General features: G+C 52.4%; 16 protein-coding genes and 1 tRNA gene. 7 read left to right on the forward strand and 10 right to left on the reverse strand.

Features of this window, described 5'->3' with window-relative positions; all coding sequences use genetic code 11:
- Window positions 1–171 precede the first annotated feature (171 nt).
- The gene (locus tag ML541_RS17735) at window positions 172–1,239 is read left to right on the forward strand and encodes a chemotaxis protein CheR (protein ID WP_243375024.1); all 1,068 of its coding nucleotides are present in this window, start codon (window positions 172–174) and stop codon (window positions 1,237–1,239) included.
- Here the strand turns inward: ML541_RS17735 and ML541_RS17740 are convergent.
- Both ML541_RS17740 and ML541_RS17745 read right to left on the reverse strand, forming a co-directional pair.
- Window positions 1,226–2,206, reverse strand: coding sequence for a beta-ketoacyl-ACP synthase III (locus ML541_RS17740; protein ID WP_243375026.1), 981 nt, complete (start codon window positions 2,204–2,206; stop codon window positions 1,226–1,228). The genes ML541_RS17735 and ML541_RS17740 overlap by 14 nt on opposite strands.
- Window positions 2,207–2,298: 92 nt before the next feature.
- Window positions 2,299–2,613, reverse strand: coding sequence for a hypothetical protein (locus ML541_RS17745; protein WP_243375028.1), 315 nt, complete (start codon window positions 2,611–2,613; stop codon window positions 2,299–2,301).
- A gap of 59 nt (window positions 2,614–2,672) precedes the next feature.
- Between ML541_RS17745 and ML541_RS17750 the strand changes: the two genes are divergently transcribed.
- The gene (locus ML541_RS17750; RefSeq protein ID WP_243375030.1) at window positions 2,673–3,254 is read left to right on the forward strand and encodes a HEAT repeat domain-containing protein; all 582 of its coding nucleotides are present in this window, start codon (window positions 2,673–2,675) and stop codon (window positions 3,252–3,254) included.
- A 21-nt stretch (window positions 3,255–3,275) separates the two neighbouring features.
- Here the strand turns inward: ML541_RS17750 and ML541_RS17755 are convergent, their stop codons facing one another.
- Window positions 3,276–4,649: an HD domain-containing phosphohydrolase gene (locus tag ML541_RS17755; protein WP_243375033.1), complete on the reverse strand. Its 1,374-nt coding sequence runs from the start codon at window positions 4,647–4,649 to the stop codon at window positions 3,276–3,278.
- The gene (locus ML541_RS17760; protein WP_243375036.1) at window positions 4,642–6,270 is read right to left on the reverse strand and encodes a HEAT repeat domain-containing protein; all 1,629 of its coding nucleotides are present in this window, start codon (window positions 6,268–6,270) and stop codon (window positions 4,642–4,644) included. The genes ML541_RS17755 and ML541_RS17760 overlap by 8 nt, the downstream gene beginning before the upstream one ends.
- 160 nt (window positions 6,271–6,430) lie before the next feature.
- Here ML541_RS17760 and radA point away from each other — a divergent pair, with 160 nt between their 5' ends.
- The 4 genes from radA to ML541_RS17780 all read left to right on the forward strand — a co-directional run bounded on the left by radA (window position 6,431) and on the right by ML541_RS17780 (window position 10,240).
- Window positions 6,431–7,777, forward strand: coding sequence for a DNA repair protein RadA (gene radA / locus ML541_RS17765; protein WP_243375038.1), 1,347 nt, complete (start codon window positions 6,431–6,433; stop codon window positions 7,775–7,777).
- Between the two features lie 96 nt (window positions 7,778–7,873).
- Window positions 7,874–8,230, forward strand: a complete 357-nt coding sequence (gene dksA, locus ML541_RS17770) for an RNA polymerase-binding protein DksA (protein WP_243375041.1) — start codon at window positions 7,874–7,876, stop codon at window positions 8,228–8,230.
- A 56-nt stretch (window positions 8,231–8,286) separates the two neighbouring features.
- Window positions 8,287–10,113 (forward strand): ATP-binding protein, encoded by a 1,827-nt coding sequence (locus ML541_RS17775; RefSeq protein WP_243375044.1) that lies wholly within the window; start codon window positions 8,287–8,289, stop codon window positions 10,111–10,113.
- A 51-nt stretch (window positions 10,114–10,164) separates the two neighbouring features.
- A tRNA-Ala gene (locus ML541_RS17780) sits at window positions 10,165–10,240 on the forward strand.
- A 603-nt stretch (window positions 10,241–10,843) separates the two neighbouring features.
- On the opposite strand, the gene radC is transcribed toward ML541_RS17780, so the two are convergent.
- The 4 genes from radC to ML541_RS17800 all read right to left on the reverse strand — a co-directional run bounded on the left by radC (window position 10,844) and on the right by ML541_RS17800 (window position 14,368).
- The gene (radC, locus tag ML541_RS17785) at window positions 10,844–11,344 is read right to left on the reverse strand and encodes a DNA repair protein RadC (protein WP_243375047.1); all 501 of its coding nucleotides are present in this window, start codon (window positions 11,342–11,344) and stop codon (window positions 10,844–10,846) included.
- A gap of 231 nt (window positions 11,345–11,575) precedes the next feature.
- Window positions 11,576–12,373, reverse strand: a complete 798-nt coding sequence (locus ML541_RS17790) for a DUF4942 domain-containing protein (protein WP_243375049.1) — start codon at window positions 12,371–12,373, stop codon at window positions 11,576–11,578.
- 12 nt (window positions 12,374–12,385) lie between these two features.
- On the reverse strand, window positions 12,386–12,727 hold the full coding sequence (locus ML541_RS17795) for a hypothetical protein (protein ID WP_243375051.1): 342 nt from the start codon (window positions 12,725–12,727) through the stop codon (window positions 12,386–12,388).
- A gap of 414 nt (window positions 12,728–13,141) precedes the next feature.
- A complete protein-coding gene (locus tag ML541_RS17800; RefSeq protein ID WP_243375053.1) occupies window positions 13,142–14,368 on the reverse strand; it encodes a hypothetical protein in 1,227 nt (408 codons plus the stop codon).
- Between the two features lie 325 nt (window positions 14,369–14,693).
- On the opposite strand from ML541_RS17800, the gene ML541_RS17805 reads away from it, so the two are divergent.
- Window positions 14,694–15,014 carry a helix-turn-helix transcriptional regulator gene (locus tag ML541_RS17805; RefSeq protein WP_243375056.1) on the forward strand — a complete coding sequence of 107 codons (321 nt, stop codon included), beginning with the start codon at window positions 14,694–14,696 and terminating at the stop codon, window positions 15,012–15,014.
- 12 nt (window positions 15,015–15,026) lie between these two features.
- Here ML541_RS17805 and ML541_RS17810 read toward each other — a convergent pair whose 3' ends face one another.
- Together ML541_RS17810 and ML541_RS17815 are read right to left on the reverse strand one after the other, a co-directional pair.
- Window positions 15,027–15,422 (reverse strand): helix-turn-helix transcriptional regulator, encoded by a 396-nt coding sequence (locus ML541_RS17810; RefSeq protein WP_243375058.1) that lies wholly within the window; start codon window positions 15,420–15,422, stop codon window positions 15,027–15,029.
- Between the two features lie 510 nt (window positions 15,423–15,932).
- On the reverse strand, window positions 15,933–16,145 hold the full coding sequence (locus tag ML541_RS17815) for a hypothetical protein (RefSeq protein ID WP_243375061.1): 213 nt from the start codon (window positions 16,143–16,145) through the stop codon (window positions 15,933–15,935).
- Window positions 16,146–16,472: the final 327 nt, after the last annotated feature.

The raw sequence follows: 16,472 nt of genomic DNA on the forward strand, positions 1-16,472 counted from the left end.
AGATGCAAGGCTTAAGCGAGCGAAAAGCCAAAGCGTACCCACTGTACGCTGAGGTTTTGAGCGAGTGATAACGCAGCAGAACGGACCTTTAGGCCCCGCGGGTCCGCAACAGTTTTTCAACAGCCTGCTAAACAGGGTGCGATTATAAACCGCCCAATGAGCCCATAGTCGATGCAGCCCCCCCCGCTAAGTTTCGAACCCACCCTCGACCGCACCGTTACCGAAAAGCGCCTCGCCCACCTGCTGGTGCCGGGGCCACTCGCCAGCCACGACCTGGACCGTCGCATCTTGCGCCTTGACCGGTCCTTTCACCGGTATGCCGCATGCCTCCCCCACGGCCTGTGGGCTCCGGGCCTAGTCATCTCAAACGAAATGCGCGCTCTGGCCGAACTCCTGTTACCATTGCGCGAGATCCTCCCCCTGTTCGATCGTCTGCTCGCCCGGGGAATGTCTTGTCCCCCTTTTCCCGGCGCTTCTGCCATTCACCATGCCCACAGCTGGCTTGATGCTCTCCAGGAACTGGAACGGCTTGCCACGGGAGCAAATCCTGCCGAACTGCTGACAACTCTGCTCGCCGACGAAGAAAAACGGCGAATATTCTTCTTTCTCAATTTCCTGCCCAAACGGTATGGGGGCAGCTTCAACCGTTATCCAGGGCAGCGGGATTTTCTGGGGAACTGGCTCATGCAGCACAAGCAGCGGTACAAAGGCAAGCTGCGATGTCTCGATGCCGCCTGCGGCAGCGGCGAGGGAACCTACGATCTGGCTGCGCTGCTGGTGCAATGCGGCTTCCCTCCGGAGGATTTTCTCATCCATGGCGCCACCGTCGAACCGTTCGAGCTGTTTGCCGCAGCCCACGCCTTTTTTCCCCACGACCATGAGCGCCAGAGAAGCTACCAACGGCAGGTGGCGCCGCTCTTTGCAGACAACACCTGCGCGCGCATAAATTTCAGACTGGAAGACATTGCCCACACGCCGATACTGGACGAACCGTACCTGATCGTTCTTTGCAACGGCTTCCTGGGTGGCCCTTTTCTCCATGAGCAAAGGGGGCTTGCGGCTGCGGTCACGGGATTGGCTGGACGGCTGGAAACGGGAGGCATTCTGCTGGCAGCCGACAGGTTTCACGGCGGATGGAAGAAGAAGGTACCGGAAACTCTGTTGGCTGAGGTGTTCAGGAAGGCAGGTCTTGAGGTGCTGGAGACAGGCGAGGGACTGGCAGGTGTTAAAACCGGATGAGGATACCTCCCCAGGAGAGCCCGCCGCCGAAACCCATGATCAGGACCAGGTGCCCGGGCTTGATGGTGCCGCCGGTAACATTTTCGTCCAGCGCCAAACCAACTGAAGCGGCTGCCGTATTGCCGTAGCGATCCAGATTGAGCAGGAAACGGCTCTTGTCGATGCCGGTCTTTTTGGATATGAAATCGATGATGCGAACGTTTGCCTGGTGGGGGATGATAAAATCGAGCTGGTCGGGGCGGACACCGGCCTTGGCGGTCACTTCCTCGATGATCTGGGGAATAACGTCGGTGGCAAAGATAAAGACACTTTTACCGGCCATTTTGAAGGTATTTTCCTTGGCGGCGATGGTCTCGGCTGTTATGGGCTTCCGCGACCCGGACGACGGGACCTGAATCAGCTCCCAGCCGGTGCCGTCACTCCTGACGAGGCTCTGAAGAATCCCCTTTTGCTCAGGCGAAGCGCCGAGAATAAGTGCTCCGGCCCCGTCACCGAACAGCGGACAGGACGTCTTGTCCTGCATGTCGAGTATCTTTGAATAGGTGTCGGCGCCGATAACCAGGACTTTGCCGTACTTGCCGGACCTAATGAAATTGTCGGCCGTTTCCACCGCATAGATAAAGCTGCTGCACACCGCATTCATGTCGAAGGCAAAGGCGTTTTTCGCCCCGATGTTCTTCTGCACCATGCAGGCCGTTGCCGGCAGAATCATATCGGGCGTGGACGTGGCAACGATGATGCAATCGAGGGAAAGGGGATCGATTCCCCCTTTCTGCAGTGCATCACGTGCCGCCGCAGTGGCCAGATCGGAGGTGGATTCGGTGGCAGCGGCAAAGCGCCGCTCCCCTATTCCGGTGCGGGAGCGTATCCATTCATCGGCGTTTTCCACCAGATAATCGAAGTAACTGTTGCCGATGACGTTTGTCGGCACGAAGCCGCCAGTGGCAAGTACGTGTGAATATATCATCATCTTCTCCCATCAGTCGGGCAACAGCCCGACAAATCCAAAACGGCGTTAGTTTATCGCACATCAGGATGGTGTTTGTCAAACCCAATAACTCACTTTATTCTTCCCAGAAGCGCATCCGCCACGCCGTAGAGCCACAGCCCGAAAAAAGCAGCCAGCAGCCATCGTGCTGCCGGTGTTTCGTTCCGCATCATATCCAGCACCTGTCCCATGTCCGGTGAACCGGGCACTTTCGCGGCCAGCACGATCTTTCCCACCCCCTGCAGGGCAAAAAAGACGGCTCCCAAAAGAAAAACGTTGACCAGGGCTATCATCACGATCCCCTTGACCCGGCATCCTTTGTAGAGTTGGCCCAGGCCCGGCAACACCAGGCCGGAAAGCAGCACTGCTTTCATATTCGTACGCATCCATTGCTCCTCGGTGAAATCTGTTGTCCAAAGTGTCCTTTTTTGGTAGAAATAGCCACATGAATGGAAAAACCCTCGATAAACGACGTCAGGCCCTCGTCGCCGCGCTCAAGGACCCCAATGAAGAAGTGCGCGCCGCGGCAGCATATTCGCTGGAACGTCTGGAGGGACTCGGCGGCCTGGAAGAGATCCTTGACCTGCTGAGAAAGGGGAACAGGCCGGCAAAAATAAAGGCTATTTATGCCCTGGGGGCCATCGGAGGCGAAAAGGTCCTGCCGCCACTCCTTTATTGCATTTCCCGTCCGGAAGACGATATCAAATCGGCAGCCATCGAAGTACTGGGTAATCTGGCGCACCAAGCCGCATTGATGCCGCTCGTGGATAAACTTCGCGATCCTAGCACAGCGATCAGGGCGAAGGCCATTGCCGCCCTGGCCAATTTCAGGGACCCGTCGCTGGTCCCGGTCCTGCTTCCTTTTTTAGATGCGGATGATGGTTTCATTGATGCCGAAGCGGCAAGAACCCTCGGTCAGATCGGAAATCGGCAACTGGAGGATCGTCTTATTGCGCTGATGCAATCGCGGCACCCTTCGACCAGGGAAGCGGCAGCTACCGCCCTGGGAAAGCTGGCGCCGGCATAGCCCATCCTTCCTGCCTAAGGGCTACCGTGCCGTCATGGAGAGACAAGCGGCAACATCGATGTTTTTCACCAGAGGATCGACGACCGCTACTATTCTGGCATAGGTATTTCCCTTGTCATCAACCAGCTTCCTGCGGAGAGGAACGGCAAGTCTTCTCCCCGAAGCATCCAGGACAATCTTTACCTTCGGTGCATGGCTCTCCTTGAGATTCGGTCGATACACCACGGCGATCTCGTTGGTATCGAGCCTCACCACCGTCCCTACCGGGTACTCCCCCATCATCTCCCTGAGTGTCGCCACAATGTTACCATTGAGATACGACCCCGCGATCGTCTGCAGATGGGTGATGGCCTCCCTGGGGTTGAGTGCTTTTTGGTAGACTCGGACCGTCGTGATGGCGTCATAGCAGTCGGCGGCGGCAACGATCTCGCTGATGGCAGTGAAGGGCATTTCCCTTGCCCATTCGGGATAGCCTTTACGATTGTAGCCGATATGGTGCCCAAGAACCGCCTGAGCAACCTTTGGGCTGATTCCCTTCATTTTGCCGATGATTTCGGTGCCTGATTCGGTATGCTTCTTCATCGCTTCGAACTCGCCCGGTGTCAGCTTGCCCGGCTTGTTGAGGATGCTCTTTTCTACTCGCACCTTTCCCACATCGTGGAGGAAACCGGCCATGCCGACCGCCTCCATTTCCTCCGGCCCATACTGCAGGTGTGAGGCGATAGCCATGGCGATTACCCCCACGTTGACGCTGTGGGTAAAGGTATAGTTATCGTAGTCCTTGATCATGGACAAGGCCAGTAGCGCTGCCGGGTCCTTTACCGCCAGCGACGCCATTTCCCGCACAATGGTCCCTATCCTGTCACTGCCAGGTATCCTGCCCTGCTCCACGTCCCTGAAGAGCTGCTCAATACTCTCAAGAGCTTCCTGGTGGGTCCTGAGGCAGGCCTCCTCCCGGCGGATTTCTTCCTCCTCCTCATCCACAGCCGTAATAAGGGAGATGCCCGTTATTCCCTGGGAGGTCATCTCCGCGGTTATCTCGTCGGCTTTCAACCCGCTCTTGCCCAACAGGGTGACGAACCGGCCCAGGCCATCGACGGCAACGCCGGGGCAGAAGACGATGCCGTTGATCTCTCTGTCCTGCAGGCGCACCGCCAGCTCTTCTATCCCCGCGGATGGCGTGTAAAACATCTGCTCTTCCACAAAGAAAACGCCATCGACTACCCCGAGTCCAATCTCCGGACGGGTTCGCAGTGCTTTTTCCACAATGGAAGCCATTTCCTGAAGGGGGCCGAGGGTAGCCGGATGACCCGCTGGATACAGGCTGGTCCCCTTGATCGCCCCTGACAGCAGCGTAGCCAGGCGCTGGGCAACATCTTCGCCGATCTCACTCATAGATATCTTCCGCCACCCTTTCGATGGTGTCGACCGCTTCACTGCACGCTTTTCCCAGAGTCCCCCCCTTCGCGGCACAAGCTTTCAAGGCAGGAAGAACCGTTTCATCGCCGATCCTGCCGAGGGCCGTGGCGGTGAACACCTTGAGCTCGTCCCACTTGCTCCATGGCAACCAACTATGGGATTCGAGCACCCTGAGGAGGGGACTGGCCGCCCGCCTGTCGCCAATCCTGCCGAGGGCAACGATGGCTTCCTTCTTTTTCTTGAGCTGCGCCGAAAAGAAGTCCGGTTTTTCGACGATATCGATCAAAAGCTGCACGGCCTTTTTGCTCTTCAACAGACCCAGGGACATGATGGCATGCAGAACAACGGCTGCATCCTTGTCATCCAGAAGCTCGATAACCATGGATTCGGCATTGTCGCCCCCTGTTTTCACCAAGGCATGGAGGGTTTCCTTCCTGACCCGCTGGTCCCCGTGGTAGAGTGCCGGTCTCAGCGCATTGGCGCTCTCCCTGCAACCGATCTGGCCAAGAATGGCCACCATGTTACGCACAACATACCACCGTTCATCCTTGAGCATGGCGAGAAGCGGGGGAACCGCCGCCGGTCCGATGGCAAGCAGTGCGGCTGCCAGGGATTTGCGCGCTTGCAGTCCATCGGCCAGGCAGAGCCGCTGGATGATCACATAGGCAATCTTCGCCCCCAGCTTCTTCAGGACGGGATAGATCTTCGCCGCCTCCTGGGCGCTCTTGCTTTCCAGGTGCTGCAGGAGAAAATCGGTCATGACGCCGTCTGCCACCTGCTCCAGGGTAAAAGCAGCATAGTCCCTCTGCACCTGGGACCGGCCGGTGTCTGCACTATGCTCCAGAAGGCCGTGCAAAACCAGAAAAAGAGGGGCGCAGACCCCCCGCCCCTTGCAATCTTCCGCCTTGGCAGCCAGGTTCCGGGCGAACTGCTGATAGCGGCTGTCATTGGTCTCCCGATCCATTCGGGCCAGAAGCTCCATCAGGGAATCGGTATCGGGCTTGTCGTCCCCTGCGGGAGCGGTGCCAGTTTCCCCTTCGGCATTTTCTGCCTCTGCGGACAGATCGCCGTCTCCTGAAGCCTCCGCTGTTTTCAGCTCTTCTTCCAGCGCCTGCCGCCTTTCCCAGATCACCGACAGGTCAATCTCATTGGCCCAAATGGTGCGTATGCCCCTTTCCGGCATCAGTTGGGCCATGCCTCCCCCACGGGCCAAATTCTTCTGATCCATGGACAACAGCTGCAGAAAGGCACGCAGATCTTCCAAGGAAAGGTCAGGGAGGAAGATCAGCTGCTGGACCCTCCGCATGAACAACTCTCCCGCCAGACTGACGATCATCCTGTTGGCATCGGCTCGCACCGCTTGGCCTGCGGCTGTAAAGCCCCCCCGGCTGATGGTCAGCGACAGTTCATGTTCCTGAAGGTACTGGCGGAGCGACTCGTAGACGCCGGCAACAATCTCCTCGCGCTTTGGATGTCCTTCGGGATAAAAGCCGATAGCCCTCATGGCCTTGTAGATATCTGCCAGGAGCGAGCCCGGGTCGTCTTTGCCCACCCGCGGTAGTACCAGCTTCAATAGGGAATCTGTGCCTTTGTTCATTTTCTGCCCTGTTTTGATGAGAGAAAAGAAGGTTGGCGAATTTTATCGTAATGTGAAAAACATTGTCAAACGAATACGCCCGGAGAGACTCGGGAGGTCGTTGACACCTCGGGAGAAAGAAGCTAGTATCCGCAGCCAGCGAACATATGGGATAAAGGCCATGAAAACGAAAACCCTCTACAGCTGTCAAAAATGCGGTTATCAGTCCGCCAAGTGGCTTGGCCGATGCCCAGATTGCGGGGCATGGAATACCATGGAGGAAGAAATCGCCGCCAAATCGATGACCGCAAACAGCCGATCACTACCTGGATCACCGCCGCTGCCCATCAGCCAGGTGGGGGGTGAAGCAGAAATGCATCTGCCCACCGGCATCTCGGAATTCGACCGGGTATTGGGTGGCGGATTGGTGGCGGGTTCCCTGGTGCTTATCGGCGGCGATCCAGGCATTGGCAAGTCGACCCTGCTGCTGCAGGCCATGAACCACGTGGCCAAGACCGGCACGATCCTCTACGTTTCCGGAGAGGAGTCAGCGCGGCAGATCAAGCTGCGCGGCGCGAGAATGGGGGTGAATGCCCCCGGCCTCTACGTGCTGGCTGAAACCGCCTTGGAGAACATCCTCGTCCACGTCACCAAAATGGAACCGAAGGCGGTCGTCATCGACTCCATCCAGACTATCTTCACGTCAGCCCTTGAATCTGCACCTGGTAGCGTCAGCCAGGTTCGTGAAACAGCGGGAAGGCTGATGACCATGGCCAAGGGAAGTGGCATTCCGGTATTCATCGTCGGCCATGTCACCAAGGACGGCTCCATTGCCGGGCCACGGGTGCTGGAACACCTGGTTGACACCGTCCTATACTTTGAGGGAGATAGCGGCCATCCCTTCCGTATTCTGCGCGCAGTGAAAAACCGCTTCGGCTCGACCAATGAGATCGGGGTCTTCGAGATGAAGGATACGGGCCTCTGCGAAGTGAGAAATCCATCCGAGCTGTTCCTCTCCGAACGTCCACTTGGGGTCTCCGGCTCCGTTGTCGTTGCTTCCCTTGAGGGGAGCAGGCCGGTCCTCGTCGAGCTGCAGGCGCTGGTCAGTGCGTCCTCCCTCGGCGTGCCGCGCCGCACCACAATTGGCGTTGATCATCACCGGCTATCATTGCTCGTGGCCGTTCTGGAAAAAAAGGTGGGGCTGTCGCTGGCGGGCCAGGATATATTTCTCAATGTGGCCGGTGGGGTAAAGCTCAACGAACCGGCAGCCGACCTGGGCATGGTCGTCGCTGTGGCCTCCAGCCATCTGGACAAGCCCATTGCCCCCAATACGCTTTTGCTTGGAGAGGTTGGACTGGCCGGAGAAGTGCGTGCCATTACCCAACCCGAGCTTCGAGTCAAGGAGGCGGCCAAGCTCGGCTTCAGCCGTTGTGTCCTTCCCGCCGGCAATCTGAAACAGGTCAAGGTCAAGGGACTCGAAATCGTCGGCGTCAAATCCGTTGACGAAGCCCTGGAAAAGGTCTTTTAGATCGCTCGTCCGCGGCCTTTTGAAGAAAATTTTCCTTTACTAAATAGTTAAATTCCTTTTTAATATTATACTGATTTAGCAAAGGATGGTGAAGGTATGGACTTTGAAAAACTTGAATATTTTAGGAACATCCTGCTGGAGGAGATGCGCCTCCTCAGGGAAGAAGCCGGCAGGACCGTCTCGGAAATGACCTCTGATACAACCAATTTCCCCGATCCCAACGACCGGGCCACTCAGGAATCGGACCGCAACTTCGAACTGCGCATCAGGGACCGGGAACGGAAACTCATCAACAAGATCAAGGAAGCACTGCAGCGCATCGAAGACGGCACCTTCGGCATCTGCGAAGTATGCGAGGAAGCCATCAGCGAAGCCAGGCTCAAAGCACGCCCCGTGACCACCCTTTGCATCGACTGCAAAATGGATCAGGAACAAAAAGAAAAGCTGCGCTAAGTCACTGCATGCTCTGATTTTTACCCCTCAGCCCATATCCCGCCGGAGTTTTTACCATGACCTTTCGGGACCGGTACAACCTCTTGAGCTATGCGGTACGCATTGCCGATGCGCCGAACCGCAGCTCTCTCCAGAAGTTGAAAGCCCTGGTAAAGCGCCTTGCCGGCTCGCTTAAGCTTACCTCCGTCACCATTTATCTACATGATCAGTACCAGGGATGCCTGTCGAGAAAGATATCCAGTGCCGAGCAGGGCACGGTAGCCCCATGCCACATTCCGCTGGGGCAGGGTGGCGCCGGGATCTGCGCTGAGAAAAGGATTTCCCTTTCACTACCACCACTGGTGCTCCATGCCGACGAAGCGAAAAAAGGCACAGAAGTCACATTTCTCTTCGAGCCGATCTCCCGCAACGAACGATTCTATGGCGTCATTGGCATCGGCCTGGGGCCGGGCCAACGCCTGAGTGCGACCGATAGAAAGCTCCTCCTGCAGGTGCAGGCCATCGCCCTGCAGCTTTTGACCAACCTCTCCGCCGATAACGACAAGAAGCTGAAAGACCTGTCACTCCTTTACCGAGTCAGCAACACCATCCTCTCCACAATTGAGCTGAACAAACTGATCCACCTTACCCTCACGGCACTTACCTCGGGGCCGGTCCCTTTTTTCGACCGTGCCATGCTTTTCCTGATCAACAAGCGGTCCGGCATCATGCAGGGAATGCTCGGCGTCACCAGGGAAACGTCCGCATCCTGTACCGACCCCTTCGACGACCCGGAGAATATCCTCGCCAGCCGATGGGACATCTCCGACGAAAGCATGGCCTGCCAGCGCCGGTCGGATTTCAACCAGAAGGTCATGGCAAGCCGCCTCGAACTGAACAAGTCACTGAACCTAGCGTCCAGAGCCGTACTTGAAAAAAGGCTGATCTATGTGCCATCCGCAGCCAGGGAAAAGCAGGTGGACCAGGACTTCATCAAGCAGTTTGGCATCACTTCTTTTGCCGTCGCCCCGCTCATTGCCCGCGAAAAGGTCGTCGGTGTCATCGTTGTCGATAACACCCTGGCAGGGAGACCGATCACCAACGACACCCTGCGCTTTCTGCAACTCTTCACCAACCAGGCGGGAATGGCCATTCAGAATTCCATCCTCTACAATCGCATCGCCGACACAAATCGCGATCTGTCCGAGGCACAGGACCGGCTGATTCAGGGAGAACGGTTAGCAGCTATCGGTGAAATGGCAGCCGGCATTGCCCACGAGCTCAAAGGCCCCCTGGTTGCCATCGGCGGATTCGCGCGACGGCTTGCCGGCAGGCTGCCCAAATCCTCCGACGAGAAAGTGAGCGCCGACCTGATCGTCAGGGAGGTGCTGCGGCTGGAGAAGATGCTCACCGATATTCTCTCCTTCTCCAAGAAAACCACCATCTGTTATACCCCCTGCAACATGACCGAGATAGTCAAGGATGCCCTGGCAGTTGTCCGTCCCTCCCTGGAAGAGAAAAACATCCGTGTCAGCACCACCTTTCCCCGCAAGTCCGAGGCGCTTCTCGGCGACTGCCAGCAACTGAAACAGGTATTCATCAACCTTTTCTTCAACGGCCAGGAAGCAATGAAGAACGGCGGCGAGCTCACCATCCGTATCGGCAACGCCACCCTCGACGGCCGGAAGGCGGTGGCGGTCAAGATCAAAGATACCGGCGGCGGCATACCGCTGGAAACCCTGCACCAGATATTCAACCCCTTTTACACCACGAAAGACACCGGCACCGGCCTTGGTCTTCCCATCGCCAACCGCATCATCACCAACCATTGCGGCAAGATCCACATCAACAATCGCCCGGGGGTCGGTGTGGAATTCAGCGTTGTTATCCCAATCCAGAACTGAAAAATCCTTTTCAACCGCCGCCATTTGCGGTATATATTGAGAAAATCATCCGGGGATGTAGCTCAGTTGGGAGAGCGATGCGTTCGCAACGCATAGGCCGTCGGTTCGATCCCGATCATCTCCACCAGAAAAATCAAGGAGTTATGCGGTATTTTCGCATGCTCCTTTTTTGTTTTCTCTTTTGCGTGTCCTCTGGCGTGTCCTATTGGTCGGTGCTAAAGCCGGGAAAACAGGATAAAATTCTATCCGATTTAGAAAAAATAGTTCTCGGATCTCGAATGATTATTTGCGCTTTCTAGCAAATAATCGTGAGAGACCGAACAAAGCGAAGCCTTGAACAACTCTGGCACGAAAGATGAAAAATCATCATTCCCTGCTGATCTCCGCTGATAACACAAGCATCTTACTCAGATACACTATGAAAAACACATGCGAGAGATGGCTGCCGTGAGGTGCCGGACGTAAGAATTGCAGGCGATAGAATTAGATGGTGCGAATTTGCAGGTAGGCTATTTGGTCTGCATGAAGGTCTTATACAAGGTGGGATTGATTGATGGCTTAAGGTTGCAGTAGATGAGCCGGTGCAATTGGCTGCTGCAAAAAGAGCAGATTAGTATCCATGCTGCATCTCGATCAGGTATGAATGCTTCATCATGTTGGGCATCGATACTTCCATGCCTAATGCCGGTTGCGTCATTTTCTGAAATTCTCCTTCCGCAGTATTCGCAGGTCACAACAGCCCCCTTTCCACGAATGAATGGTAGGTTTGACCCACGATTATGTGGTCCAGCACTTTTACCCCAAGTAATTCTCCTGCCTCCTTTAGCCTCCTTGTAATCTCGATGTCCTCTCTGGATGGTGTTGGATCTCCGGTAGGATGATTATGGACAAGAATTATTGCTGCTGCAGATGAGAGCAGTGCTGTTTTGAATACCTCCCTTGGATGGACAATGCTCTGGTTTAAGCTTCCGATACTGATAACCTCTATGGCTACAATTCTGTTTTTGCCGTCGAGGTGAAGGCCCATGAAATATTCCTTCGTCTCATGATTCAAGAAATAGAAGGTCTCGAACACCTGTTGCGGGGACGTATAACGCTCTTTTGGCGATATATACCGGGTTACATCCTCCTGGACTTGTAGCGTCTCGAATACTGGCTTGATGATCCTGAATTTGATGGTTCTGGGCTTCCTGGTTACTTCTTCTGGTCCGAAAAGGGTTTGAATAGTCATGGTACTTCTCCTTTCTTTTTTGGAATATAATGTTGCTGGAGGTAGTTCTATGAGGTTGCTGAGGAACAAGGTGTGGAGTTGGTTAGACGTTGCCTTACTGAAGTGGAGTTGCCTGTTGCTGGGAATGGTGATGGGAGCTTATCTAGCGGATGTAGTGAGATCGTATTGGTGGGTATTGTTGTTGCTGGCCATTGTCTTCGCTATAAGGCCTGCATTGACCTACTTTAGGGATTAATCTTGCCGTAGTCGATTGCCACCGGCGATAGCATTCAGCCTTGTAACCAGGTCAGGTCTCAGGAATTCCACATGCAGATTACCGTTAACGCAGCATCTGAACTTAAAGTAGTCGGTCTTACCGGTGCCATCAGGACTACTTGTAATGGCGTCGTATAGCGGGCCATGATAGCTCTTGATCGGACCCTTACCATCGACCATTGAGAAGACGTTATCCAACGCTGATAAATACTTATCTCGATGGTAGTTGACCCGGAACGTTCCATGGTTCCATCCCTTTTCCACCTGCCAGGTAAGAATGACTCTTTTACCCAGCTCAAATTCAGTATTGGTTTTGTACTTGCTCTGTCTGGGGCGCAGGAATTCAAATACTTCCTTTACCGCTTCCTCCAGGTAGGTCTTCACGTTTGCTGCTGATGTTTCAAATAGGGCAACAACAGTTTCATTGGTCAGTTCTGGCAACTCTCCCTTTTCAATCTGAGCATCAAGTTCATTCCTTCTCTGGATCGAGAGAAGACGCCGTAATTCCATACGTTCAACGATTACAGCCCAAGCGTCCTTCTTAATCCTGGCTATGATGGCTTTACTGGCCACTTTCCCCACATCAGTATTGTCACGTTCGTTAACACAAAAACGATAACCTGGAGCATCAAGGAAAACTGCACGAAGAGAATTTTGTGCTTCTTCGAGAACAGAATATGCTTCTTCGATTTTAAGAATTGCCTGCTGATAAGTGCCGATCATGGCTGCTAACGTTTCACGTTTGGCGATATCTGTGTTGAGTGGTGTGTACATTACATGTCTCCTTTATATGAGGTGTTTTGTGAGGTTCTGAATTAGGGTTTCCGGTGATAGTTTTTCCCATTGGGAACCTAAAGTACGTTTGATGTCCTTGGAGGAATGTAGGATGAACGTATTGATAGGGAATGGTTCAGGGGCCATGTAGGCGTTAAGGCCCAGTGTTCCTTCTGCCTTGTTGACGGTGAGTACGTAGAGGGCGATGCTTTCGCTGAATACATGGACTGTGTCTTTGGCGCCTGCAAATAGATGGTAACTGTTACCCTTATGGGTCATGATAAGGCTGTTGATGTGGGTTCCTCCTTTCTCTTGCCTGGTATGCAGCTTCAGTGTTGGTGTGATCTGTTCCATGATGATTCCTCCTTGAAATAAATTAGGAGCAATAGGATGGACATATACTGTCTTCCTATGCTCCTTAGTGGTGATTCCTTGCATTGTTACTGGTACGCTTACTTCAGTGTCGCACATGGGTTTCATTGCTATGGCTAACTTGTCTTCAGACCACCTCCTTTTGAAAAAGAAAAAGCACGGTCAGTGTTGACCGTGCCTGCGTTAGGCTTGAATGCCTAAAAAATGACCCCCTGGGGTTGGCGATGTTCTGGAATGGATTCTTCTTATTCAATCACTCTGGTCGGCCTAACTTTTGAAAATGAAATGGCTGTGGGAATTTTATTTTCTTACTTTCTGCTATGGCTGAAGATGGTCAGAAATGAAAAAGGGCATATCATCTTCGATATGCCCCATCCTGCTTTGATAATGCTATGCCTATGGTAGATTGAGGATCTGTACAGGTGTTTTGGTCAATGTGGGGTAGTTGGTCATTGTCGGATTTAGACCAATCTGCCCATAATCCGCTCTGCCCCAGCCCCATACTGTTCCATCTGATTTAACTGCCAAACTGTGGTCACGGCCTGCCGCAATGTCCGTCACGTAACTGATGCCGATTACAGGGACAGGAGTCCTTCTGTCTACTAGGAATGTACCATCACCTAGTTCTCCATAGTTGTTTGCCTGTCCCCAAGACCAGAACGAACCTATAGCACCACCTGTTCCCAAGGCCAAAACATGAGAGTATGATGCTGCAATAGTGGTCACCCCGGATATTCCTGTAATCTGTGAAGGAGTCTTGGCATTACCGCCTCCAGTCACAGGGTAGCCGACCATTTCCCAATAACCCCAAGCCCACGCTGTACCATCCGATTTGATGGCGTAGGAGGCATCTTCACAAGCAGCTATAGCTATGACGTTTGTAAGAGAGTCAACTTTTACAGGCAAAGTGCTATTTGTGTAGGTGCCATTGCCCAACTGTCCCGCGCCATTATCACCCCATGCCCAAACAGTTCCATCATTCTTCAGGGCCAGCACGAAGTACGCTCCCGTGGCGATGGCGACAACATTGGTTAAGTTACCCATCTTTGCAGGTGTTGAGCCATAGCCTAATCCCCATAACCATACTGTTCCGTCAGACTTTAGTGCAACCGACTGGTGCCAGCTTGCTGAAATAGCTGATACATTTGAAATTCCTACTTGAACTGGGGTGCTATGGTTTGTATTGGTGCCATCACCAAGTTGGCCATTGTAATTCGATCCCCAGCCCCACACTGTTCCATCACTCTTGAGAGCTAGACTGTGGTTTTCTCCTCCTGCTACAGCAGCTACATTCGTTAATCCAGAAACTTGAATCGGCGTTCCACGATTGATTGTAGAACCATCTCCTAACTGTCCATAGTCATTACGTCCTAATGCCTTGACGACGCCGTTGCTGCCGACTATTAGGCTATGATCCGAACCACATGCAATTTTTGCTGTCTTCAAAGGTACGGTTATAGTCTGTGTGTTGTTGGTATCTCCGGTATTACCAGTATTGCCGTTCGGATTACCATTATTTGTGGTCGTTACGGCAGACGAACCTCCTCCGCCTCCGCAGGCAGCCAATGAAACTGCGATTGTCCCGTATACGAGCCATTTACCGATTGTGCCTAAAGTTCTCATCGCCCCTCCCTCAATACAAGTCTTATTCGCCAAGCACCATTATGATTCCGATAATTCCGACGATGATCGAGACTCCTCCTGTCAGAGGTGATAACCATATGCAATTGATTGCAATGATTCCTACTTTCACCGCCTTGGACATATCGAACCTTCTTTTGATGCTTGTGAAAAAATGGTCCTGAAATGTACCTAAATAACCTCAAAGCACCTATCTGATGTACCATAGACCCCCTCATATGTCCAGGTATTCTTAATTTGAGGTCATTACAGGGTATTACTTAAAGTCGGATATCTGCTGATACTTCCTCAATTCCAGGAGGACTATATGCAGACATCTAAGGAACTGCTTGGGGCGAGGATAAAGGAGGTCAGGAAACTGAGGCAATTATCGCAGGAAAGGCTTGCTGAAAGGGTAGGAGTCGAGCCAAAACAGATAAGCAGGATTGAGGGAGGGAAAAGCTCACCTTCGATGGATACGTTGGAGTCAATAGCTCGGGAGCTTCAGGTGGAGATGAAAGATTTATTTGATTTTAGACACCTAGAAGGAGATGAACGCCTTGATGATCAGGCTTATCGGCTACTACAATTGATGGATGATAAAACTAAGAGGCTTGCAGTACGATTGTTAGGTACATTGGCAAGTTGATATCTCTACGTGCTATCCCCTGGGCAATCCCAGCATATCCGTTGGAACATTGAGCGCATCAGCTATAGCTTCAAGAGTTTCTGTTGTTCCGCATCTCACTCCGTTTTCTATTAATGAAATTGTTGAATTACTGACACTGGCCAGATTAGCAAGTTCGGTTTGGGTCAAATCTCGGTATAGACGCCATGCTTTTACTGGTGATTCACCTTTATCTAGCCTTCGTTGCACCTCTTCAGGAGTATCACAATTCTCTCGCACCAACACCCTCTGAGTTTGCAGCTTATGTTTTGGTCTTGGCATTTGTAGCTGAGTTGGCTTTATTGCTGCTTCTAAAAGGTCAAGGTATTCCTTATAGGAAATAATCACTAAATGAGGCTTACCCTTTATTGTGACAATCTTTGGTTTCATATGGTGTGAATAAGAACTCTAATACGCTCTTTCATCGGGTGTAATGTTTGGAAGATTAACAAAGTGAAACCAAATACTTAGCATGCTGTTTGCAATAATTGTAGATGCTTCCGAAACAATTTAGAATTTTTGCTTAAACTAGAGTCCTCTGCCGTCTCAACAATCTGGGCAAACAAGCTTTGCCGGTGCTAGGGGAGCGTGTAAACGAACTAGGTGAGACAAAAATAAAAAAGAATTTAGTCTGTGGTACTATACCTTTGTTGATATCGGCTTATCTTTCTTGATTATATCAAATCTATTCCCACATCCTTTGCGTTCTTAGGTATGATATTTTCAGCGACAGAGCCATCCTCATATATCCTCTGGACTTCATCTGCGCATTAAGTAATTAAAATCTCCATCGCCAACGGCTGTGAGTGCAGCGGCAGAGCGCAGCGCAGACCGTCTGCCACGCTGGGTTGTGACTAACGCTTCATTCTCTGAAGATAAAAACTATAAATTTACTTCTAACTATCTTCGTTTAGATGCTTTCCAGTAAAAATATCCTGGACTCTCTTTGATTTTATCCTCTTCATTTTTGTTACCTTTGTAATCAGATACAGCTTTCCCAGCAAGCAGCAGAGCTGCGCCAGCGGTTACAGGCTCTTTGGCAAGAATACTTGTGGTCAAGGTACCAATAAACATTACAGCATCCAGAAATAGGTTTCTTCTTAATGCCTTCATTCTTGCCTCTACCTTTGCGACTGGAGATCGGATAATGTCCCCAATAACCTGATCGATTTTCTTTTGACTTATGCCAACTTCGGAATCTATATCAGAGAGTGCTTTTGAAAATGCATTCCGGAATTCTTCAAACGCAGCCTCATTTTTTCTGGCCTTTGCAAGTGATTTTTCTGTAACGCTATCAAAATAAGGAAGTTGAATGGGTAGATTCTATTCGTAAGTGCACCACGTGATAAAAAAGCAGGACATGATGGTTTTCTGGTAGTGTGTGAAGCGCGACCAACACTCACTACGGAAAGGAACCCACCATGTCCTACAGCCATTTTA

The organism is Geotalea sp. SG265 (genome assembly GCF_022808985.1).
GTDB lineage: Bacteria > Desulfobacterota > Desulfuromonadia > Geobacterales > Geobacteraceae > Geotalea.